The 20,762-nt window shown below is 39.1% G+C and carries 19 protein-coding genes; 7 read left to right on the top strand and 12 right to left on the bottom strand.

Annotated features, from left to right (window positions below; genetic code table 11):
• Positions 1 to 11 precede the first annotated feature (11 nt).
• The 3 genes from F777_RS0103485 (at position 12) to F777_RS0103475 (ending at position 3,134) form a co-directional block, all read left to right on the top strand.
• Entirely contained in the window at positions 12 to 1,094 is a 1,083-nt protein-coding gene (locus F777_RS0103485) for a mannose-1-phosphate guanylyltransferase (RefSeq protein ID WP_026750824.1), read from the top strand.
• Positions 1,095 to 1,186: 92 nt separating this feature from the next.
• Complete coding sequence (locus tag F777_RS0103480) at positions 1,187 to 2,263, top strand: 3-oxoacyl-ACP synthase III family protein (protein ID WP_026750823.1); 1,077 nt, start codon at positions 1,187 to 1,189, stop codon at positions 2,261 to 2,263.
• A gap of 130 nt (positions 2,264 to 2,393) precedes the next feature.
• On the top strand, positions 2,394 to 3,134 hold the full coding sequence (locus tag F777_RS0103475; protein ID WP_051408407.1) for a LuxR C-terminal-related transcriptional regulator: 741 nt from the start codon (positions 2,394 to 2,396) through the stop codon (positions 3,132 to 3,134).
• 1 nt (position 3,135) lies between these two features.
• Here F777_RS0103475 and F777_RS0103470 read toward each other — a convergent pair whose 3' ends face one another.
• From F777_RS0103470 to F777_RS0103425, 10 genes are all read right to left on the bottom strand, one after another.
• Positions 3,136 to 4,983 (bottom strand): amidophosphoribosyltransferase, encoded by a 1,848-nt coding sequence (locus F777_RS0103470; RefSeq protein WP_026750821.1) that lies wholly within the window; start codon positions 4,981 to 4,983, stop codon positions 3,136 to 3,138.
• A 53-nt stretch (positions 4,984 to 5,036) separates the two neighbouring features.
• A complete protein-coding gene (locus F777_RS15590; RefSeq protein WP_051408406.1) occupies positions 5,037 to 5,612 on the bottom strand; it encodes an NADPH-dependent FMN reductase in 576 nt (191 codons plus the stop codon).
• A 47-nt stretch (positions 5,613 to 5,659) separates the two neighbouring features.
• Entirely contained in the window at positions 5,660 to 6,187 is a 528-nt protein-coding gene (locus F777_RS0103460) for a YceI family protein (protein WP_026750820.1), read from the bottom strand.
• A 49-nt stretch (positions 6,188 to 6,236) separates the two neighbouring features.
• On the bottom strand, positions 6,237 to 7,103 hold the full coding sequence (locus F777_RS0103455; RefSeq protein WP_026750819.1) for a pirin family protein: 867 nt from the start codon (positions 7,101 to 7,103) through the stop codon (positions 6,237 to 6,239).
• A 1-nt stretch (position 7,104) separates the two neighbouring features.
• On the bottom strand, positions 7,105 to 7,824 hold the full coding sequence (locus F777_RS0103450; RefSeq protein WP_026750818.1) for a pirin family protein: 720 nt from the start codon (positions 7,822 to 7,824) through the stop codon (positions 7,105 to 7,107).
• 44 nt (positions 7,825 to 7,868) lie between these two features.
• Positions 7,869 to 8,327 carry a MarR family winged helix-turn-helix transcriptional regulator gene (locus F777_RS0103445; RefSeq protein WP_026750817.1) on the bottom strand — a complete coding sequence of 153 codons (459 nt, stop codon included), beginning with the start codon at positions 8,325 to 8,327 and terminating at the stop codon, positions 7,869 to 7,871.
• Between the two features lie 88 nt (positions 8,328 to 8,415).
• A complete protein-coding gene (locus F777_RS0103440; protein ID WP_026750816.1) occupies positions 8,416 to 9,816 on the bottom strand; it encodes a peptidylprolyl isomerase in 1,401 nt (466 codons plus the stop codon).
• A gap of 117 nt (positions 9,817 to 9,933) precedes the next feature.
• Positions 9,934 to 12,948, bottom strand: coding sequence for a translation initiation factor IF-2 (gene infB / locus F777_RS0103435; RefSeq protein ID WP_026750815.1), 3,015 nt, complete (start codon positions 12,946 to 12,948; stop codon positions 9,934 to 9,936).
• Between the two features lie 75 nt (positions 12,949 to 13,023).
• Complete coding sequence (nusA, locus tag F777_RS0103430; RefSeq protein WP_026750814.1) at positions 13,024 to 14,274, bottom strand: transcription termination factor NusA; 1,251 nt, start codon at positions 14,272 to 14,274, stop codon at positions 13,024 to 13,026.
• A gap of 20 nt (positions 14,275 to 14,294) precedes the next feature.
• Positions 14,295 to 14,765 carry an LSm family protein gene (locus tag F777_RS0103425; protein ID WP_026750813.1) on the bottom strand — a complete coding sequence of 157 codons (471 nt, stop codon included), beginning with the start codon at positions 14,763 to 14,765 and terminating at the stop codon, positions 14,295 to 14,297.
• Positions 14,766 to 14,927: 162 nt separating this feature from the next.
• Between F777_RS0103425 and F777_RS0103420 the strand changes: the two genes are divergently transcribed.
• Positions 14,928 to 15,191 carry a DUF4834 family protein gene (locus F777_RS0103420; RefSeq protein WP_026750812.1) on the top strand — a complete coding sequence of 88 codons (264 nt, stop codon included), beginning with the start codon at positions 14,928 to 14,930 and terminating at the stop codon, positions 15,189 to 15,191.
• Between the two features lie 29 nt (positions 15,192 to 15,220).
• On the opposite strand, the gene F777_RS0103415 is transcribed toward F777_RS0103420, so the two are convergent.
• Together F777_RS0103415 and F777_RS0103410 are read right to left on the bottom strand one after the other, a co-directional pair.
• Positions 15,221 to 15,841, bottom strand: coding sequence for an HAD family hydrolase (locus F777_RS0103415; RefSeq protein WP_026750811.1), 621 nt, complete (start codon positions 15,839 to 15,841; stop codon positions 15,221 to 15,223).
• A complete protein-coding gene (locus F777_RS0103410; protein WP_161631477.1) occupies positions 15,841 to 16,248 on the bottom strand; it encodes a small multi-drug export protein in 408 nt (135 codons plus the stop codon). The genes F777_RS0103415 and F777_RS0103410 overlap by 1 nt, the downstream gene beginning before the upstream one ends.
• A gap of 119 nt (positions 16,249 to 16,367) precedes the next feature.
• On the opposite strand from F777_RS0103410, the gene F777_RS0103405 reads away from it, so the two are divergent.
• From F777_RS0103405 to F777_RS0103395, 3 genes are all read left to right on the top strand, one after another.
• Positions 16,368 to 19,289: a PAS domain S-box protein gene (locus F777_RS0103405; RefSeq protein ID WP_161631476.1), complete on the top strand. Its 2,922-nt coding sequence runs from the start codon at positions 16,368 to 16,370 to the stop codon at positions 19,287 to 19,289.
• Positions 19,290 to 19,292: 3 nt separating this feature from the next.
• The gene (locus F777_RS17565) at positions 19,293 to 19,994 is read left to right on the top strand and encodes a response regulator (protein ID WP_071790304.1); all 702 of its coding nucleotides are present in this window, start codon (positions 19,293 to 19,295) and stop codon (positions 19,992 to 19,994) included.
• Between the two features lie 96 nt (positions 19,995 to 20,090).
• Complete coding sequence (locus F777_RS0103395; RefSeq protein WP_026750808.1) at positions 20,091 to 20,762, top strand: murein L,D-transpeptidase catalytic domain family protein; 672 nt, start codon at positions 20,091 to 20,093, stop codon at positions 20,760 to 20,762.

Below are 20,762 nucleotides of genomic sequence, written 5' to 3'. Positions count from 1 at the left end.
AAGTCAATCAAATGAATCAACACCATTATGTTGCCATCATGGCAGGAGGGATTGGAAGTCGTTTCTGGCCACAAAGCAGAACCAGTTATCCCAAGCAGTTTCTGGATATATTGAATACAGGAAAATCATTGATCCGATGGACCTATGAGCGTTATGCAGCATTTATTCCGAACGATAATATTTTTATTGTTACTTCGGAAGAATATGTTTCCATTGTACAGGAGCAACTACCTGAGTTAAAAGCAGAAAATATTCTGGCCGAGCCAAGCAGAAAAAACACAGCACCCTGTGTGGCTTATATCTCATATAAATTATTGCAGAAGGATCCGGAAGCATCACTAATTGTTGCGCCAAGTGATCATATGATTCTGGACAATGAAAATTTCCGAAAAATCACTTTACAAGGATTGGATTTTGTTTCACATATCAATTCACTGGTAACACTGGGAATAAAACCAACTCACCCCAATACGGGATACGGCTACATTCAGCACGAACCCATGCAGGTGGCAGATGGTATTTACAAAGTGAAGACTTTCACAGAAAAACCCAATCTTGAATTGGCCAAGACCTTTTTGGCCAGTGGAGACTTTTTATGGAATGCCGGCATATTTGTGTGGCAGGTTAAAAATGTAATGAAGGCTTTTGAAAAATTTCAGCCTGAAATGTATGAGCTTTTTGAAGCAGAAAAAGTACATTTCAATACGCCTACAGAAAAAGATGCCATTAATCGCATTTATCCACTATGCACTAATGTATCAATTGACTTCGCGATAATGGAAAAGGCAGACAATGTTTATGTTATACCATCATCCTTTGGCTGGAGCGATTTAGGAACCTGGAACAGTGCTTATGACAATCTTGAAAAAGACTATTTGGGCAATGCAGTAGCTTCTGAAAATGTAATCATCATTGATGCCACTAAGTGCATGGTTTCAGCACCAAAAGAAAAATTATTATTACTACAAGGACTTGACGATTTTATTGTAGTTGATACACCTGATGTATTGATGATTTGTAAAAAAGAAAAAGAACAAGCCATTAAAGAATATGTTGCAGAAGTAAAACGCAATAAGGGAGACCAATACTTATAAACGCTTGTTAGCATACTAAAAATTATAAGGGGATGGCTTGCCATCCCTTTTTATTTATGATTACATTTGAAGGAGTAACAAATTAAATATCAATGGGAATCAGAACGGTAATCACTGGTACAGGAAGTTATATTCCTCCGCATATAAAAACCAATAAAGATTTTGCCAACCAGGATTTTTATGGAGAAGATCATCTGAAAATTCCGACACCATCTGCTGAAATTGTAGAGAAGTTCAAAGACATCACAAGCATTGAAGAAAGAAGATACGCAGGTAACGAGTTTACTGCCTGCGATATGGGAGCAATAGCCGCCAAACATGCTATTGAAGATGCAGGCATTGATCATGAAACCATTGACCAGATTATTGTTGCGCATAATTTCGGCAACGTAATAAAGAATACCATTCAGTCTGATGCAGTTCCTGCATTGGCTTCTCATATTAAACATGCATTGGGAATTGTTAATCCAAATTGCGTTGCCTATGATATTTTATTCGGTTGTCCGGGTTGGATTTTAGGTGTTACTCAGGCGGATGCATTTATAAAAGCCGGGCTGGCAAAGCGTTGTCTGGTAATTGGTACAGAAACCTTGAGCAGGGTTATTGATCATTACGACAGAGATAGTATGATTTTCAGTGATGGAGCCGGAGCTACTATAATAGAAGCTGTAGAAGGAGACAATACCGATGCTGGTATTATTGCCAGCAGTATGCAAAGTCATTGCAATGATGAACTACGATATATTACCATGGGTAAATCCTATTTGCCTGATGCGGATCCTGCAGTAAGATATATCAAGATGAAAGGGAGAAAAGTGTACGAGTATGCCATTAAAAATGTTCCCCTTGCCATGAAAGCCTGTCTGGAAAAAAGCGAAGTAGATGTTCGGGATGTAAAGAAGTTTTTTTTGCACCAAGCGAATGAAAAAATGGATGAAGGATTTATCAAAGCCCTGTTTAAACTCTACGGAATTCGGGAGATTCCCGAGAATATAATGCCGATGAGCATTCACAAATTCGGCAACAGCTCGGTAGCTACTATCCCAACTTTATATGATCTGGTAAAACGAGGTGAAATGCCTGAACATCAGCTTTCAAAAGGGGATATAGTCATGTTTGCCTCTGTTGGAGCCGGAATGAATATCAATGCATTCTGTTATAGGGTATAAAAAAGGCCGCTTACCTTTCGGAATGCGACCTTAAAATTAACTACCCCCCGATAGCTAATCCTTGCAAAGCTAAGTCAATACACAACGTTGAACAACTGTGTAATTACACAGTTTTTTGTACCTTGTATCCATGAAAAAGCCGAATAAAATTGCAGAAATAGATCCGGCTATTATAACCGATTTGCCAGCCGACAAGAATTGTCCCATATATCAGCAGTATAAAAGAAGTTTAATCCGGTTTGCTGATGAAGCCATCTACATATACTCATTCAAGGATAAAAAACTGATTTATGCGGATGGATGGGAGGAAACCCTGGGATTTAAAGATGATGAAATCACCCTGCAGCAAATCATCAGACAAACGGATGCTTCCTATCTTGCTTTTTCCCATGAAATCAATGCCAAAACCATTGAGTTCCTGCTCAGCAGAAAAACGGGTATTAAAGATTATAGCTTTACCGTAGAACTCAAAAAAATCCATAAAGACGGAAGCGTTGTTCCCATGGAAGCTAAAATCGGGATTTTAACGGTGGATGAAAACGGAGGAGTAGATTATATTATCGGGAGATTCAGGATCAATCGAAATATTCATTTTGGCATAGTAATGCGGTATGATGTACATGGACCTGATAAGGAAGAATTTGAAAAAGTAATCAACAAAGCAGTACAGAAATTTCTCACTATTTCCGGAAAGGAAAAAGAAGCCTTAAGCTATGTAGCAAAAGGTTATTCCTTTAAAGAAATAGCAGACAAACTCGGCGTCTCTGCTTCAGCTATAGAAAAAAGAATACAGCCTTTATACAAAAGATTCAACGTAAAAAATCTGGCACACCTGGTAAGCTTTGCTTACGAGAACCATATTCTACCCTGATTTAGTAACCTCTTATGTTTTTGCCGCTTAAGAAATTCAGGAATGCCTTATTCACCACTTTGTTTCCGCCTGGTGTAGGATAATTTCCTGTAAAATACCAGTCACCGGTATTGGTAGGACAACACTCATGTAAATCTTCAATGGTCTGATAAATTACTTCAACTTCAACATTTACTCCTTCTGGTGTAATCAGTTGCGCAATCTTATTGGAAATTTCCTGTGTGGTAAATGGCTTATAAATCTGACGAACTAGATTTTCTGTGTGGAGTGTTCCGTTTGCTTCCATTTCCAGAATCTGTTGCTCCACTTCATTCAGTATATGATCCAGGTTTCTTTCTTTTAGCAAAGCAATCGCTGCTCTGAATGCAATAAAGTCTCCCAGCTTACTCATATCAATTCCATAGCAATCCGGATAACGGATTTGTGGTGCAGAAGAAACCACAATAATTTTCTTAGGATGCAAACGTGAAAGCATTCTGATGATACTTTCCTTTAAAGTAGTTCCTCTTACAATACTGTCGTCAATCACTACCAGTGTATCTTCATTTTTACGAACAGTACCATAAGTAATATCGTAGACGTGCTGAACCATTTCATTTCTATTGGCATCTTCGGTAATAAAGGTTCTGAGCTTCACATCCTTGATGGCAATCTTTTCCTGGCGAATCTTTCTGTTCACCATTTCTTCCAGCTTTTCCGGGCTAAAATCATTACCCCAGCTCAATATTCTCTCCACTTTAATCTTATTCAGATACTCTTCCATGCCCTTTACCAAACCATAAAATGCTACTTCAGCGGTATTGGGGATATAGGAGAAAATGGTATTCTTTAAATCATAGGAGATACTTTCCAGAACAGTCTTGCTTAAATGATGCCCCAATGCAATTCTTTCCCGATAAATTTTTTCATCACTACCTCTTGAGAAATAAATTCTTTCAAAAGAACAGGCTCTTCTTTCCTTTGGAGTCAGAATGGTTTCTATGGAATAATTTCCTTTATCATCTACAATCAAGGCCGTGCCCGGCATTAATTCCTTCACTTCGTTTTCGGCAACATTAAATGTTGTTCGGATGGCTGCCCGCTCACTGGCTGCTACAATCACTTCTTCGTTTACATAATAGTAAGCAGGTCTGATACCGTGGGCATCACGCATAATGAAACTATGTCCATTACCCAATAAACCGCCAATGGTATATCCACCATCAAACAGGGGGGTTGCTTTCTTCAATACATTTGTGATATCAGCATTATTGGGATTGGCATCATCCTCCTTTACCAGATAATGGTGAACCACTTCCATCATGGCAGCCAAATCACTTTGCTTCTGAAAATCTCCTGGCTGAAATCCTATTTTTTCAAATAACTCATCGGTATTAACGAGATTAAAATTTCCAGCCAATGCCAGATTCTTACCTGGCATTAAATTTCTTTTGATAAAGGGATGACAGAATTCAACATTGTTTTTACCCTGTGTACCATAACGAAGATGGCCCAGCAATAATTCTCCCAAAAAAGGAAGATGGCCTTTCATTAGACCCGGATGTTGTTTAATATCTGCCTGGTATTTTTCCAGTTCCTGGATTTCCTGACCAATTTTAAAAAACAAATCAGCAATTGGTTGCTGAGCGTTACTACGCATTCTGTGCAGATAAGGATTCCCTGGCTCAATATTCAATTTAACGGTTGCAATCCCCGCTCCATCCTGACCACGGTTGTGCTGTTTTTCCATTAAAAGATATAGCTTATTTAAGCCATACGTAACCGTTCCATGCTGCTGGAGGTAATAAGAGAAGGGTTTGCGCAAACGAATGTAGGCAAGTCCGCATTCGTGTTTTATTTCGTCGCTCATGATGCTGTATAAAAAGGAATGGCGAAGTTACAACTCCGCCACCCTTTTAAAAATTAATTATATACGGTTCGTTTTTCTGCCACCGTTTCGGGTAGTAAATTCCCGGCCAGCCATAAGAATTCTCTGACAAAATTATCTGTAGCGCCCTGGAATCCCGGATCAGTGAGCTGACCAGCGGCATCAAACTTTTTATCTACCTGAGGAACAATCAGCATATGCGGAGAAGCTATACCAAACAAGCCAGGAACCAGCAACAACAATTGCTGAGACGCACGCATCCCTCCCATTGCACCAACAGAAGCGGTTACCAATCCAAAAGCTTTTCTGGTTTGCTTAGGAAAATGGTCCAGCAAATTCTGTAATGCCGGTGCATAGCTTCCATTGTATTCGGGTGTTACCAAAATAAAGGCATTGGCAGCAAAAATTCTTTTTGCCAATGGCTTATAGGCTTCTGGGGTCTGATCTACGGAAGAAAAAACCGTTTCCAATAAAGGTAGTTTCCATTCTCTCACATCAATAATTCCTACCATATGATCGGTGTGTTTACGCAGATGCTCCTGTAAGTGAAGGGCAATTCTATACGTTACACTGTCTTTTCTGGGACTTCCGGATATAATTTCGATTTGCATATAACTATAACATTCTTTCAGGTGAAGGGTTCAATGGTATGCAAAGACTATGCTTGCTTAACCATTTGAACAGCCAGGTTTAACTTAATTTCATCACTTACTACCACACCACCTGCTTCGGTTACAGCACTCCAGGTTAGGCCAAACTCACTTCTGTTGATCTTACCGGAAATTTCAAAACCAGCTTTATCCTGACCGTAGAAATCAGTCATTCTTCCGCCGAATTCAACATTCAGACTTACAGGCTTGGTATTGCCCTTAATTGTCAGGTCTCCGTTTAAAACATAATCAGATCCACCCTTATGGGTAAAAGAAGTAGAAGTAAAACTTAACTTAGGAAATTGTTCAGCAGAGAAAAAATCATCACTCTTCAAGTGGGTATCTCTTTGTTCGTTACCAGTAGAAATACTATTGATATCTGCTTCAAAGCTGATTTTAGCATCGCTGAAATCTTCTGCGTTTGCTTCCATTGTAGCATCAAATTGCTGAAAACTACCGGTTACATTGGTGATCATTAAGTGTTTCACTTTAAAAGTTACTTCACTGTGCATGAGGTCGATTTTGTAAATAGCCATTGTTGTAATTTTTATTGATTTAAAATGAAGGTTTTGTTTTAATTGTTTTTTACTCTTCTATGAGGATGCCCATTTTACCCATCTGATAATCCCGGAAGGCTTCCAGTAACTGGGTTTGGTTGTTCATCACAAAGGGTCCATGAGAAACAACGGGTTCATTCAATGGTTCACCCGTACCCATTAATAACGTGGTTTCTTCCGATGCGTTGATGGAAATGCCATCACCGTCTTTATGAAATGATGCCAGATAATGGGCAGGCAACTCTTCCTGATTCAAGAGAATTTTTCCATTCAATACATAAATGAATGCATTGTGGGTATTGGAAAAAGGAATATCAATTTTTGCTCCCTTCTGTAACCGAATGGTAAACATATTAATGGAAGTATGCGGCACAATCGCGCCTTTAACACCATTGAGTTCGCCAGCTACAACCTGTACTTCTGCCAATTTATCTTCAGAATAAACGACCGGTGTTTCTTCCTTTGAAACGGGTATATAGGCCGGTTCTTCCATTTTATTGGCAGCGGGCGTATTAATCCATAATTGAATTAATTCCTGTACACCACCCAATTGCTGAATATCTGCAGGAGGGCGCTCACTATGGATAACACCCATTCCGGCATTCATCCATTGGGTGCCCCCTTCGTATACCACATGACTGTTTCCGCGACTGTCGCGGTGATGCACTCCTCCTTTAAAAATAAAAGTAACAGGGGAGAAACCACGATGCGGATGAGGACCCACCCCTGCATGTTTAACATCCACATTGGGATCCACTTTCAACACCGCATGGTGCAATAGCAGGAAGGGATCGATGCTATCCGCCTTACTGGAAGGCAATGCCTGGCGTATGGGAAAACCTCCCATATCCATAGGCTGTCCGTAGGCAATGGTTTCAATTGTTCTGTTTTTCATCTTATGATAAGTTTATGTTCATGGGAACTTCAATTAACAATAATTCAGTCTGACTATTGGCAAAAATCTCAAGTTGTTCAACTTCAGAAATGCCTAAGCCATCCCGCTCATTCAATTCAATACCATTGATAGAAGCTTTGCCGGCAATTACAAAAACATAGACGCCACTTTCGGGCTTCTTAAGTTCATAAATGGCGGATCTGCCTGCATCAAAACCAGCCAGAGAAAACCATGCATCCTGGTTAATCCAAACAGCGTCTTTATGATCAGGAGCAACAACGGTTAAAATTTCATTCTGACGATCTGCCGGATTAAATGATTTTTGCTCATATCTGGGAGCAATATTCATTTGCTTTGGCAAAACCCATATTTGCAGAAATTTTACTTCCTTGTCTTTATTGGCGTTCATTTCGCTATGGGCAATTCCTGTTCCCGCACTCATGATCTGTACATCGTGTTGACGGATAATTTCATTTCTTCCTGTACTGTCCTGGTGATGTAAGTCACCAGAAAGTGGAATTGATACAATTTCCATATTATCATGTGGATGCTTGCCGAATCCCATCCCTGCAGCAACTGTATCATCATTCAATACCCTCAATGCACCAAAATGAATCCTTTCCGGGTCATAGTAATGTCCAAAACTAAAACTGTGGTAGCTGTTTAACCAACCAAAACTGTTATGTCCTCTGGTGTTGGCCTTGTGTAAAACGGTTTTCATAAAAAATTATTTAAGTGTATATACATGTATTTAATTAAAAAAAACTAGACTTCTGTGCCCCTCATTCTCTCTAATAATCGGTTAAGCTCTTGTGCCTCTTGGGTCTCTATCTGTACCATTTGCTCCATTAACTGGTTCACACTTTCTGTTGAAGCTGCCAACACCGCAATTCCGGCCTGTGTTAATGTGATGACAGTTTCTCTTTTATCTGTGGGAGAATCCGCACGTTTAACCAATTTTTTTAAGACCAGCCTGTCGATAATTCTGGGAACATTTGAGCTTTTCTCAATCATTCTGCAACTAATATCCTTCACACACATTTGTTCGGGATACTTCCCCTTTAATATGCGCATTACATTGTATTGCTCGTGTGTTAACCCAAACTCCTTTAAAACCTTACTCATTTGCGTCTTTAACCACCAAGCTGTATACAATATATTCAGACTTGCTTTATGCATTTCATTCTTGAATTTATTACTTTGTATGGCTTGTTCTAATTTCACAATGCAAAAATACATGTATATACATGTATTTTCCAAATTTTTTTTCCTTTGCTTGTTTTTAGGTAAAATGGGGCAATTGTGGAGTTAATTAATCCTGTTGTTTTCTACCAGCAGCAGCATTGGCAGCAGCCTGCTTCCATTGCTCCAGCTCAGGACATTTGTTGAACTCATTGTCTATTAAGACATAATAGGTGGGTATGCGATCCTTGAACCATTTTTCCAGTGTAGCATTCTTTTTTTCTTCCAAAGCACGCTGGGCAATACGATTGTAATCGTCTTTCAGGTTTTCTCTGTGTGGATCCTTCCTGGATTTAAAGTAGATGATACGGACCACTTTTCTTCCGCGCTCATCCTGGTAAACCTGTGGAGCAGATATATCACCCGGTTTCATTTTACTGATGGGCTGAATCATGTCTTTATCTAACATGTCCAGAGAAATAAAGGTAGATCCATCTCTACCAACCATGGCACCAGCACTGAACTTACTATTTTCATCGTCTGAATACTTGCTTACCGCTTCTGGGAAACTGATTTTGCTTGACTGAATCTGCACGCGGATTGAATCTAGTTTATCGGTTGTCTCCTTAATTTCATCTTCCGTAATGGGAGGAATTCTCAGAATATGGCGAACGATGGCTTCATCGCCGGATCTACTAATCATCATGATAATATGCAGACCAAACTTAGACTTGATTACAGGTGAAATCTGACCTTCCTTTAAACGGAAAGCACCAGCCAGGAATGCCGGATCCCAAAACTTATCATTTCTATTTAAGGTATACTGACCCGCATTTTCCTTAACAGCAGGATCTTCCGAAAAATTTTTCGCCAGCTGTTCAAATTTCTTGGGCCCCTGTGTTTCAGCCTGTTTTTTGTAATCATACAATTGCTTGGCCACATACTCTTCCACGTCTTTATTAGCTTTGGGAATCATCATGATTTGACTTATTTCCACTTCGCTTTCATAGAAGGGTAAACTATCAGTTGGGGTCTTACTAAAGTATTGCTTAACCTCTGTTGGGGTTATTTTAATATTGTCAACAATTTTACGTTGCATCTGATCCGCAAGCTTCTGTTCACGAAAAGCTTCTCTGAAATCATCTTTTAACTGATAGACAGTTTTGCCTGCAATCTCTTCCAATATATCTTTTGAACCGTATTGCTGAATCGTCTGACGAATACGATTGTCAAGTTCAGCCTCAATTTCGTCATCCTCTACTTTAAGAGAATCCTTCTGGGCCTGAAGCAATAATGCTTTCCTAATCAATTGTCCTTCCAGAACCTGACACTCGCTGGGTAATATTACATTTTCCTGACCCTGCGTTTGACGCTTGGCATCGGCAATGGTATTCATTACATCAGAACGAAGAATAATTTTATCGCCAACCTGTCCAATAATTTTATCAGCAACCACTTTTTTAGATTGCGCATCAGCTGTAAAGCCAATAGCAAACAGCATAATTACGAGCAGCATTCCAATTTTGTTCATCCCTTGCATAGTATTCAAAAATAATCAAACTAATATGGTTTTCAGCTGTTGCCAAACCTTTTAACAAATTATAAAAGCCCCAAACACCAGGTTTGAGGCTTTATGTCTGTTAACAATTTATAAAGTACGCTTCACTTCTTCTTCCTCAAATGCTTCTACAATATCCCCAACTTTCAGGTCATTGAAGTTTTTAATGGTTAATCCACACTCCATATTGGTAGATACTTCTTTTACGTCATCTTTAAAGCGTTTCAAGCTGCCAAGTTCAGCACTCTGGCCTTCTCCTTTTGGATATTCCACAATACCGTCTCTGATAATTCTGATCTTACTGTTTCTGGCAATTTTACCTTCCAGTACATAACAACCGGCCACAGTGGCTTTATCAAACTTGTATACTTCTCTAACTTCAACGTTAGCTGTAATCTTTTCCTGAATCTTAGGCTCAAGCATACCTTCCATGGCACTCTTGATTTCATCAATAGCCTGGTAGATAATAGAGTATAGCTTAATCTGCACGCCTTCTGTATCAGCCAATCTGTTGGCCTGCATAGAAGGACGTACGTTAAATCCAATGATAATGGCATCAGAAGCTGTAGCCAACAACACATCACTTTCAGATATCTGGCCCACACCTTTCAACACTACTCTCACTGCAATTTCAGCCGTACTTAGTTTTTGTAAAGAGTCGCTCAATGCTTCTACAGAACCGTCCACATCCCCTTTGATGATAATATTGAGTTCTTTAAAGTTACCCAATGCCAAACGACGGCCAATTTCATCCAATGTGATATGCTTACGGGCACGAAGTCCTTGCTCTCTGGAAATCTGGGCTCTCTTAGTAGCTATTTCTTTTGCTTCTGCCTCGTCTTCGAATACTTTGAATTTCTCGCCCGCCTGAGGTGCACCGTTCAACCCTAGGATAACCACAGGAGTAGAAGGTGGAGCTTCATTAATGCGCTGATTACGCTCATTAAACATGGCTTTTACTCTACCAAAATATTGTCCGGAAACAATCAAATCCCCTTGACGTAAAGTACCATTCTGAACCAGAATAGTTGCTACATATCCTCTTCCTTTATCAAGAGATGCTTCAATGATTGTACCTACTGCCTCTCTGTTAGGATTGGCTTTCAGGTCTAATAATTCAGCTTCCAACAATACTTTCTCTAATAGAAGATCAACATTCAAACCTTGTTTAGCAGACAGTTCCTGGTTCTGGAATTTACCACCCCAGGCTTCCACCAGAATATTCATCTGAGAAAGTTGCTCGTATATTTTTTGAGGATTGGCTCCGTCCTTGTCTATTTTATTCACCGCAAAAATCATCGGAACAGATGCGGCCTGAGAGTGACTGATGGCTTCTTTTGTCTGAGGCATCACCGCATCGTCTGCAGCAACCACAATAATAGAGATATCGGTTACCTTGGCACCACGAGCACGCATGGCGGTAAACGCCTCGTGACCAGGAGTATCCAGGAAGGTAATGGCTTTACCGTTAGGCAAGGTTACTTCATAAGCACCAATATGTTGAGTGATACCACCCGCTTCCCCGGCAACTACATTCGCGTTACGGATATAGTCTAACAAGGAAGTTTTACCGTGGTCAACGTGACCCATGATGGTAACAATTGGAGGACGCTCCTGTAAATCTGCTTCATCATCCACATCATCATCTCCCTCTAATTCATCAACGTCTTCCAATCCAATAAATTCAACTTCAAAACCAAACTCACTGGCAACCAGTTCAATTACCTCAGCATCTAAACGCTGATTAATAGAAACCATAATACCCAGGTTCATACACTTGCCAATTACATCGGCAAAACTTACATCCATCAGGTTGGCCAACTCACTTACCGTTACAAATTCAGTAACCTGAAGTTTGTTGTCATCCGACATTTCCTCACCCATTGATTCAGCTGCTTCATCACGCTTGGCTCTGCGGTATTTTGCTTTTAAGCTCTTACCTCTGCCACCCGTTCCGGCAAGCTTAGCCTGGGTTTCTCTTATTTTTTCCTGAATTGCTTTTTGATCTATTTCCTTTTCTTCTGTACGTGGCGCATTTCTATCATTTCTTCTGTTTCCGCCACCTTGACCACCTCTATTGAATCCACCCTGACCTTGTCCGCCTCTGTTGAATCCACCACCTCCGCTATTAGCATTGTTATTTCTCGCAGGTACAATCGGACGATTAGGGCCCGTCAATGGTCTTCCTTCCGCATCTTTAGGAACATTGGTATTAGGTTCTCCCTTCTTATCAACAGGAATACGTTTGCGTTTGCGTTTCTCATCTCTGCCCATTGGCTTCGGACGGGTATCACTATTGATGGGAAGCTCAATTTTTCCTAAAATTTTAGGGCCTTCCAGTTTTTCAGCACGAATATTTTCAATAGTAGGTGCTGTTTCTGCTGCTGGGGGAGCTGGAACGGCTGTAGGAGCAGGGTCCGGCACTTTTGCAACAGGGGCTGCCTGTACTGGAACCGAAGTTTCCGGTGCAGGTGCAGGCTTTGTAGCTTCTGCCTTCTTTTCAACCGCAGGTTCTTGCTTCTTAGGGGTCTTCTTTGGTCGGGTTGATGAATCAATGGTAGATAAATCTATCTTATTGATCACTTTTGGGCCTTCTATAGTAGTAGGCTCTGGCTTAACAACTTCAGCCACAGCTTTTTCAACAGGGGCTTTCTCGGAAGGTGTTTCCGGAGCTTGTGCTGGCGCTGGTTTCGGTTGTTCAGCAACTGGCTCTGGGGTAACCGGGGCTGCTGGTGCAACTGGTTCCGGTTCCTTTTCTATCACTTCTTCTTTAGTAACAACTGTCGGCTGAACAGGAGGAGCAGCTGGTTCAGCTACAGGTTTCTTCTCTTCTTTTCTGAAAGTAATTTCTTCCTCGTCTTTTTTCTTCTTCGCCTCTGTTTGACCTCCTTTTGGAATTTCTACCTGGTCAGCTTTGTTCTTGGCAACTTTATCGCCCTGGAATTCTGCCTGCAGGGCACGGTAATGGTCTTCCTGAAGCTTTGCAGTAGGCTTCAGGTCATCTCTGTTAAATCCTTTCTTCACCAAAAATTCAATCAGGGTATCCTGACCAATGTTGAATTCTTTGGCGGCTGCTAACAGTCTCGGTAATTTCAGTTCTGACATTCTTTGTTTTTGGGTCCTAATATGCGTAACAATCAAGCCACGCATACTTGACAAATATACGTGGTTATTGGCTGCTTATTCTTCTCTATCAAATTCTTCTTGTAATACTTTTCTAACTTCTTCAATGGTTTCGCGCTCAAGGTCTGTTCTGCGCTCCAATTCATCAACAGTTAGTTTTAAAATACTACGTCCGGTATCACAACCGATTTTCTTGAACTCGTCAATAATCCAGGTTTCAATTTCGTCGCTGAATTCATCCAGATCAATATCAAATTCATCGGTAATTTCTTCGTCTTCACGGTACACATCAATCTCATAACCAGTTAATTCACAAGCCAACTTAATGTTTACCCCTCTGCGTCCGATGGCCAATGAAACCTGATCGGCTTTTAAGTAAACATTGGCCTGCTTTTTCTCATTATCCAGGTCCATATAACTGATTTTAGCAGGTGTTAATGAACGCTGAATCAACAATTGAATATTGGTAGTAAAGTTGATAACATCAATGTTCTCATTTTTCAATTCACGAACAATTCCGTGAATTCTACTACCCTTCATACCCACACATGCTCCAACCGGATCAATACGGTCGTCATAAGATTCAACCGCAACTTTTGCCCTGTCACCTGGTTCACGAACGATTTTCTTAATAGCAATCAGGCCATCAAAAATTTCAGGCACTTCAATTTCAAGCAATTTGGCTAGGAATAATGGGCTGGTTCTGGAAAGGATAATAACCGGTGTATTATTCTTCATGTCTACTCTGGCAACAACTGCGCGGATATTTTCGCCCTTTTTAAAGTAGTCCTGAGGAATCTGCTCCGATTTAGGTAGAATCAACTCATTGCCTTCCTCGTCTAATAATAATACTTCCTTCTTCCAAACCTGATATACTTCTGCGCTGATGATTTCACCGATACGGTCGCCGTACTTTTTAACCAGAACGTTTTTCTTAAGGTCGCTGATTCGGCTTGCCAATGTTTGCTTGGCAGCTAAAATAGCTCTGCGTCCGAAGTCAAGAATATCAACTTCTTCATACAATTCCTCACCAACTTCAAAATCGGGTTCAATTTTGGCAGCTTCTGAATAAGCAATTTCAGCAAGTGGATCATTCACTTCTCCATCTTCCACAATCATTCTTCTTCGGATGATTTCAAGGTCACCTTTTTCCGCGTTTACAATTACGTCGAAGTTGTCATCGGCGCCAAACTTCTTACGTAGTAAGGTTTTAAACACGTCTTCAACCACTTTCATCATCGTGGGACGATCAATATTTTCCGCGTCTTTAAACTCCTGAAACGCTTCAATTAAGTTTATACTTGCCATAACGCTGTTTTTTTATTCTGCTAAAATTTAATTTGAACGGTTGTTGATTTTATATTTTCAAAAGGAATAAGTATCTGTTCTGTTACTGCCTTTTTGCCTTTACCCGAGGTGCTCTGTAACATAATGTCTGCTTCTGCAACTGTTTCCAAAACTCCTTCCTTGATGGTATTGTCATTAAACACCACTTGAATGGTTCTTCCAATATTTTTCTGGTACTGTCTTTTTAGCTTGAGCGGTTCGTCAATCCCAGGAGAAGAAACTTCCAATGAAAAAGCACCTTCTTCATAAAGGCCTGCTTCTTCTATCATATGATAGAGTTTTCTATTAAAGTAAACACATTTCTCAATGGGAAGCCCATTATCGCCGTCCAGAAATACCTTGATATTGTCTGTAGGCTTAACTTTTACAGAAACCAGAAAATAACTGGGCTCATCTGCCAGTAAAGTCTGAAGAAATGCTTCTATCTGTCCTAAATTTTTATCTGTTGCCATAGTAAAAAAGGAGAAGGGAACGATAGTCGTTCCCTTCTTTTGTTTCTTAGCTTACTGCAAAGGTATACAAAAAATAGGCTAGAATCCAAATTTTTACTGCATTGAGTGTTTTAGCAGTATTTAACAATCGGTTTTAAGCTTTATCGGTAGTTTTACAACCTTATGTTTAAAGTATTATTCTGGTGTTTGGCCATCTATTTTTTGTACCGTTTTATTTTTGGACTGGTTATACCGGTAAGCCGAACAGCCAGCCAGTTGAAAAAGAAAATGGCAGAAATGCAGGCAGAACAAGCCTATCAGCAACAGGAAGCATTCCGGAACAATCAAAATTCCAGCCAGCAAAAACAAACTTCCAGTTCAGGGAATAGCACATTTTCAGGCACAGCCAGCAAGGGCGATTACCTTGATTTTGAAGAAGTTAAGTAGTAAACTCTGGCTGATTTTCACTGATTTAGTTAAATCAGATTAAGATCCAGAACAGTAGTGGGGCTTTGTAAATGAATTGTCTGAAATCCCAGCTGGTTTGCTGCTTCAATGTTTTTATACGTATCATCAATAAAAAGTGTTTCTGAAGGAAGAATTCCTTGCTCCTCTAGAATTGCCAGAAAAGATTCAGGGTATGGCTTTCTTAATCCCAGGAACTGAGAGTAATATGCTTTCTCAAAAAAATCGTCAAAATTCTTACCATCAAATGCATTGCTGAAATTCAGTTTAAAACAATCGTAATGAATCTGATTGGTATTGGAAAATAGAAAAATACGGTATTGGCTCGCTATTTTTTCAAGCCACTTAATTCTTTCGGGTGGAAAATCAAGCAAAAGGGCATTCCAAGCAGCCTGAATCTGCTCATTGGATAAAGGCAATCCCGCTTCCTTTCTGAACGCTTCATAAAAAGCGGTTTCATCTATTTTGCCTGTTTCCAGGAGTTCAAAAAGGGGGTTAGAAAAATGCTGGGTGAACATTTCATCAAAATGGTTAACACCCAAATTCTTAAAAGCGTTGCTGGTTAGTTTAAAATCAATATTCAATAACACTCCGCCTAAATCGAAAATGATATTTTTAATTTGATAAGCCATTAGTTAATCAGTTTCATACCGTAATGGCCTAAGGTAGTAAAAATGGCACAACGGGTAACAACACCAATACAACACCATACCAGTAATTTTTGAATAGAAACATTCAAACCAGTCCCAACACCAATACTAACCGGAGCGCCCACTGTTAGTGTTCCAAAAAAACCAAGACCAATAATTCCATATTTTTCCCAGATTTTAAAAATCAGTGTATTCTTGTCTTCTTTCTTGGGTTTCGGCTTTCTGAAGCGATTGATATACTGTTGAATATGTTTACCCAGAAAAGCTGCAATAAATACACCGGCAAGGCCTCCTATCACTGTGGCAATAAAAATAGTAATCGGGGAAATGCCAAAAGCAAAGCCAGCAGGAATGGCAGCGTAAATTTCAAAGGTTGCTAGTCCTGCCACAGTTAGTATTTTATAAAACATAGTTTCAAATAATCGTCAACCGCGAATCTACTCTTTTGGTCTCAGCACAAACGCATATAATTTGTTAACTTTAAATGATTGCAAAAAATAAGTGGAAAATGAAGGATAGTCTTGTATTGAACGAAAAATTATTTAACCGGATAAATATTGGGATAGTTTATTCGGATGGAGAGGGAAACCCTATATTAGCCAACAAAGCAGCAGAAAGAATATTAGGGGTAAAAGTAGAAGAGTTCACCAAGCTTCGATCCCAGGAAGACGGTTATATTATTATAGATTTTGATGGTAAAATACTGCCCAAGGAAGAATACCCAACCAATATTGTAATTAGAACAAAAAAGCCTGTACAGGATGCAATTGTTGGAATACACCAAATAAAAACAAAGCACACTACCTGGATACTGATAGAAGCAGAACCTGAATTGAAAGAAGACGGGATAACCATTGAAAAAATTCTGACCACAGTTACTAATATTACCAATCAGATTAATATTGAAAAGAAACTTCGCTTTCAGAATCGTTTACAAAATCTGATAACCAAAACGGCCAAAGATTATTTAGGCGGTATTGTAATTAACCCCGACAGTGCAGTACAAAATTCTTTAAAAGAACTAGGCGAATTTTTAGAAGTTGATCGGGTATATATTTTTGAATACAATTTTAAAAAAGAAGTTAGTAACAATACCTACGAATGGTGTAGTGAGGGAACTTCATCGCATATCAACGAATTACAGAATATACCGCTGGAATTAATGTCTGAGTGGACCAAAGAACACAAAAAAAGAAAATCCATTCATATACCCGATGTTAGTGCTTTGCCAGAAAATGATGTTTTAAAAGCTGCATTGGAGACACAAAACATTCAAAGTCTATTTACAGTTCCTATTTTCCAAGGTCAGGAATGTCTTGGTTTTATTGGCATTGACGTATTTAAGAAAAAACACTTCTTTACATCAGAAGAACAAAACCTGCTGGTCATTTTTGCAGAATTATATGCCAACATGAAGCTGAGGGTTGAGTATAATCTGCAAATTGCAGAAAGTGAAGAGCGCTTGTTAAATATTGTCAATAGTCCAACACACTATGTATTAAGAACCGATTTAAGTGGTAAGCATACTTTTTGGAATAAAACATTTGAAGAAACATTTGGCTGGCTGTACAGTGAAAAAGGACTTTCAGAAGGCGACTCTCTAAAATCCATTTGTGGTTATCATCACAAAAAAACACAGGAAGTGGTTTTGGCATGTATCCGGAATCCGGGAAAAGTGCACCAGATAGAATTAGACAAACCAACCAGGGAAGGAGGAATAATGACCACACTTTGGGAATTTGTTTGTCTGGCTGATGCCAATGGCAGGCCCACAGAAATGCAGTGCATGGGCATTGGCATTACCGATAAAAAAATTGCAGAAGAAAAAGTAAGAAAACTTTCCCGCGCTATAGAGCAAGTTCCCTTAACAGTTGTAATTACCAACTTAGATGGCAATATAGAATATGCAAATCCATATACTTTTCATACAACAGGTTACAAACAAGAAGAGTTATTAGGAAAAAATCCAAAAGTGCTTAAATCGGGCGAAACCAGCTTAGAAGAATACCAGCATTTATGGGGAAATATAACACAAGGAAAGGAATGGAAAGGGATTTTCCACAATAGAAAAAAAGACGGTACCCTGTATTGGGAGCAAGCTACCATTGGCCCAATTTTAAACGAAGAAGGCGAAATCACACATTATATTGCTATCAAGGAAGATATCACCGAACGCAAACGCATACAGGATGAGTTAAAAGATTTAAACAATCATCTTGAAGAAAAAATTAAAGAACGCACACTGGATCTGGAAAATGTAAATATTACACTGATTAATGCAAATAAGGAAGCACAGGAAGCCAATAAGGCAAAGACTGACTTTTTATCTAAAATGAGTCATGAACTTCGCACTCCCATGAATTCTATTCTTGGGTTTGGACAACTGCTTCAGATGAGTGATTTAACACCTGTTCAGGAAAAAGGAGTTCAGCATATTTTAGATAGTGGAAAACATTTGCTGAATTTGATTAATGAAGTGCTAGATATTTCCAGAATTGAATCAGGCAGAATCAGTATTTCCGTAGAGTCGGTAGATGTATATGAAGTAATTAAAGAAATTACGGAAGGACTTCAATTTTATGCCGATCAGAAAAAAGTAAGCTTACAATGGTATCCCAAAGGAACAATGCCCGTTTATGTAAAGGCAGACAGACAAAGATTAAAACAGGTATTAATTAATTTAACAAATAACGCCATCAAATACAACAATGAAGGCGGTCAGGTTAATATTTCTGTTGATACCAAACCAGCTTCAGTGGATGGCTATACCCCCATCAGAATATCTATTGAAGACAATGGATGGGGAATTGAGGAGCAATACATTGAAAAAATATTCGTTCCATTCGAGAGAATTGGTGCGGAGAATTCCAATGTGGAGGGCACAGGATTGGGACTTTCGGTAGTAAAACAACTAACAGAGTTAATGGGAGGAAGTGTTGGAGTAAAAAGCTTATACGGCAAGGGTAGTACTTTCTGGATAGAATTACAGGAATCTGAAACCTATTTAGACAAAATTCAGAAATCTGCTACACTGCGGCAACATAAAGAGTCAGAAGATACGATTGGATGTATTTTGTATGTTGAGGACAATCAGCCTAATATAGAATTGGTTGAAGAAATTATCAGCACCAAAAGAAAAGGTATTCAACTAAAAATACACATGAGTGGCAAGGGGGTAGTTGAAAAAATAAAAGAAACAAAACCAGATATTATTCTTTTAGATTTAAACTTGCCAGATAAACACGGAAAAGAAATTTTGCAGGAAATAAAGGCCGATGAGTCCATTCGGGAAATTCCTGTTTTAATTATAAGTGCTGATGCCATGCCGAATCAAATTAATGAGCTAAAATCAATAGGAGCAGCCAACTATTTAACAAAGCCAATAGAAATAAAATCATTTCTTGAAATAATCGATGCATATATACAATAAACCATGAGAGAAGATTTAAAAGACAGTAGAATTTTGATTGTTGATGATACACTTGCCAATATAGAAGTATTGGAAAATTTATTATTGATGAAGGGATATACCAATGTCCTTTCTGTTACGGACTCTACTAAAGCGATTGAAACTATAAAAAAATTTCAACCAGAATTAATTTTATTAGACCTGATGATGCCAGAAGTTTCTGGATTCGATATACTAGATCAGTTAAATAAAGAGCCCCATGCACTTAAACTCATGCGCATTTTGGTTTTAACAGCCGATATTACACCGGAATCTAAAAAGAAAGCATTGTCAGGCGGTGCCAGCGATTTTTTAACCAAACCATTCGATCTTACAGAAGTTGACCTGAGAATCAAAAACCTGCTTTATACTGTTTATCTCTTATCGCAGTTAACCAATCAAAATGCAATCCTGGAAGAAAGAGTAGCAGAGCGAACTGCTGAACTGGAAAAAAATCTGGCTGCAATAGAACTGCAAAACAAAGCACTTAGAGAAATTTCATGGATTCAATCTCACGTAGTAAGAGCCCCATTGGCCAGGATGATGGGCGCCATTGCATTGCTTGATATAAAAGACGAAGCAGGGGTTACACAGGAAGAAATCATGGAAATTGTAGTGAGTTCAGCTAACGAAATCGACAAAACAGTAAGGGAAATTTCTTCTAAATCGACTCAAGCCAATATATAAAATGCCATTTTAACAGTTTTCAAGGGCAAATCGGCTATAATAGCGGTAATTTTGCATGCGGAATAATTATTGTCTAGTTTTCCGAACACACCCCCTATGAAAAAAATACTCCTGTTCAGTCTGCTCACTTTATTCAGTACGCAGGCATTCAACAATAAAACATCCAATCCTATAGAAGGATGGAAAAATTCAATTGCAACACTTTCAAGTAAGTTCAACATCAGTATAGATGCACTTCAAAATGCAGTTAAGGTTTACCAGCAACTAAAGCTTTCGGGGCAGTTAAACAATCAGCAGTTCCTAACCATAGCAGATTTTAGTAAACCCAGCTCTGAAAAAAGATTATTCATTATTAATATGGAGAAAATGGAATTGGTTTTCCATAGTTTGGTAGCCCATGGAAGAAATTCCGGAAAACAGATGGCGGAGAAATTCTCCAATAAAATGGAATCCTTTCAATCCAGTATTGGTTTTTTTATTACTGGAAATATTTATAAAGGCAAACATGGAATGTCATTACAACTGGAAGGAATAGAAGCTGGTATTAACGATAAAGCCAAACAAAGAGCCATTGTAGTGCATGGAGCCGACTATGTTAATGAGGCATTAATAAAAAAACAAGGATATATCGGCAGAAGCCTTGGTTGTCCGGCCGTACCGAAAAATCAGGTAAAAGATATCATTCAAACCATAAAAGGATCCTCCTTATTCTATATACACGCCCCAGATAAGAGCTACTTACAAAAATCAAATTTAATTGGAAGTTAG

Source organism: Sediminibacterium sp. C3 (assembly GCF_000508085.1).
Classification (GTDB): Bacteria; Bacteroidota; Bacteroidia; order Chitinophagales; family Chitinophagaceae; genus Sediminibacterium.
This window is presented reverse-complemented; position numbering and strand designations above follow the sequence as displayed.

Excerpts from the sequence above, each read along its gene's own strand:
- F777_RS0103485 (WP_026750824.1), top strand. The coding sequence starts at position 12 with ATGAATCAACACCATTATGTTGCCATCATGGCAGGAGGGATTGGAAGT.
- F777_RS0103480 (WP_026750823.1), top strand. The coding sequence starts at position 1,187 with ATGGGAATCAGAACGGTAATCACTGGTACAGGAAGTTATATTCCTCCG.
- F777_RS0103475 (WP_051408407.1), top strand. The coding sequence starts at position 2,394 with ATGAAAAAGCCGAATAAAATTGCAGAAATAGATCCGGCTATTATAACC.
- F777_RS0103470 (WP_026750821.1), bottom strand. The coding sequence starts at position 4,983 with ATGAGCGACGAAATAAAACACGAATGCGGACTTGCCTACATTCGTTTG.
- F777_RS15590 (WP_051408406.1), bottom strand. The coding sequence starts at position 5,612 with ATGCAAATCGAAATTATATCCGGAAGTCCCAGAAAAGACAGTGTAACG.
- F777_RS0103460 (WP_026750820.1), bottom strand. The coding sequence starts at position 6,187 with ATGGCTATTTACAAAATCGACCTCATGCACAGTGAAGTAACTTTTAAA.
- F777_RS0103455 (WP_026750819.1), bottom strand. The coding sequence starts at position 7,103 with ATGAAAAACAGAACAATTGAAACCATTGCCTACGGACAGCCTATGGAT.
- F777_RS0103450 (WP_026750818.1), bottom strand. The coding sequence starts at position 7,824 with ATGAAAACCGTTTTACACAAGGCCAACACCAGAGGACATAACAGTTTT.
- F777_RS0103440 (WP_026750816.1), bottom strand. The coding sequence starts at position 9,816 with ATGAACAAAATTGGAATGCTGCTCGTAATTATGCTGTTTGCTATTGGC.
- infB (WP_026750815.1), bottom strand. The coding sequence starts at position 12,948 with ATGTCAGAACTGAAATTACCGAGACTGTTAGCAGCCGCCAAAGAATTC.
- nusA (WP_026750814.1), bottom strand. The coding sequence starts at position 14,274 with ATGGCAAGTATAAACTTAATTGAAGCGTTTCAGGAGTTTAAAGACGCG.
- F777_RS0103425 (WP_026750813.1), bottom strand. The coding sequence starts at position 14,765 with ATGGCAACAGATAAAAATTTAGGACAGATAGAAGCATTTCTTCAGACT.
- F777_RS0103420 (WP_026750812.1), top strand. The coding sequence starts at position 14,928 with ATGTTTAAAGTATTATTCTGGTGTTTGGCCATCTATTTTTTGTACCGT.
- F777_RS0103415 (WP_026750811.1), bottom strand. The coding sequence starts at position 15,841 with ATGGCTTATCAAATTAAAAATATCATTTTCGATTTAGGCGGAGTGTTA.
- F777_RS0103405 (WP_161631476.1), top strand. The coding sequence starts at position 16,368 with ATGAAGGATAGTCTTGTATTGAACGAAAAATTATTTAACCGGATAAAT.
- F777_RS17565 (WP_071790304.1), top strand. The coding sequence starts at position 19,293 with ATGAGAGAAGATTTAAAAGACAGTAGAATTTTGATTGTTGATGATACA.
- F777_RS0103395 (WP_026750808.1), top strand. The coding sequence starts at position 20,091 with ATGAAAAAAATACTCCTGTTCAGTCTGCTCACTTTATTCAGTACGCAG.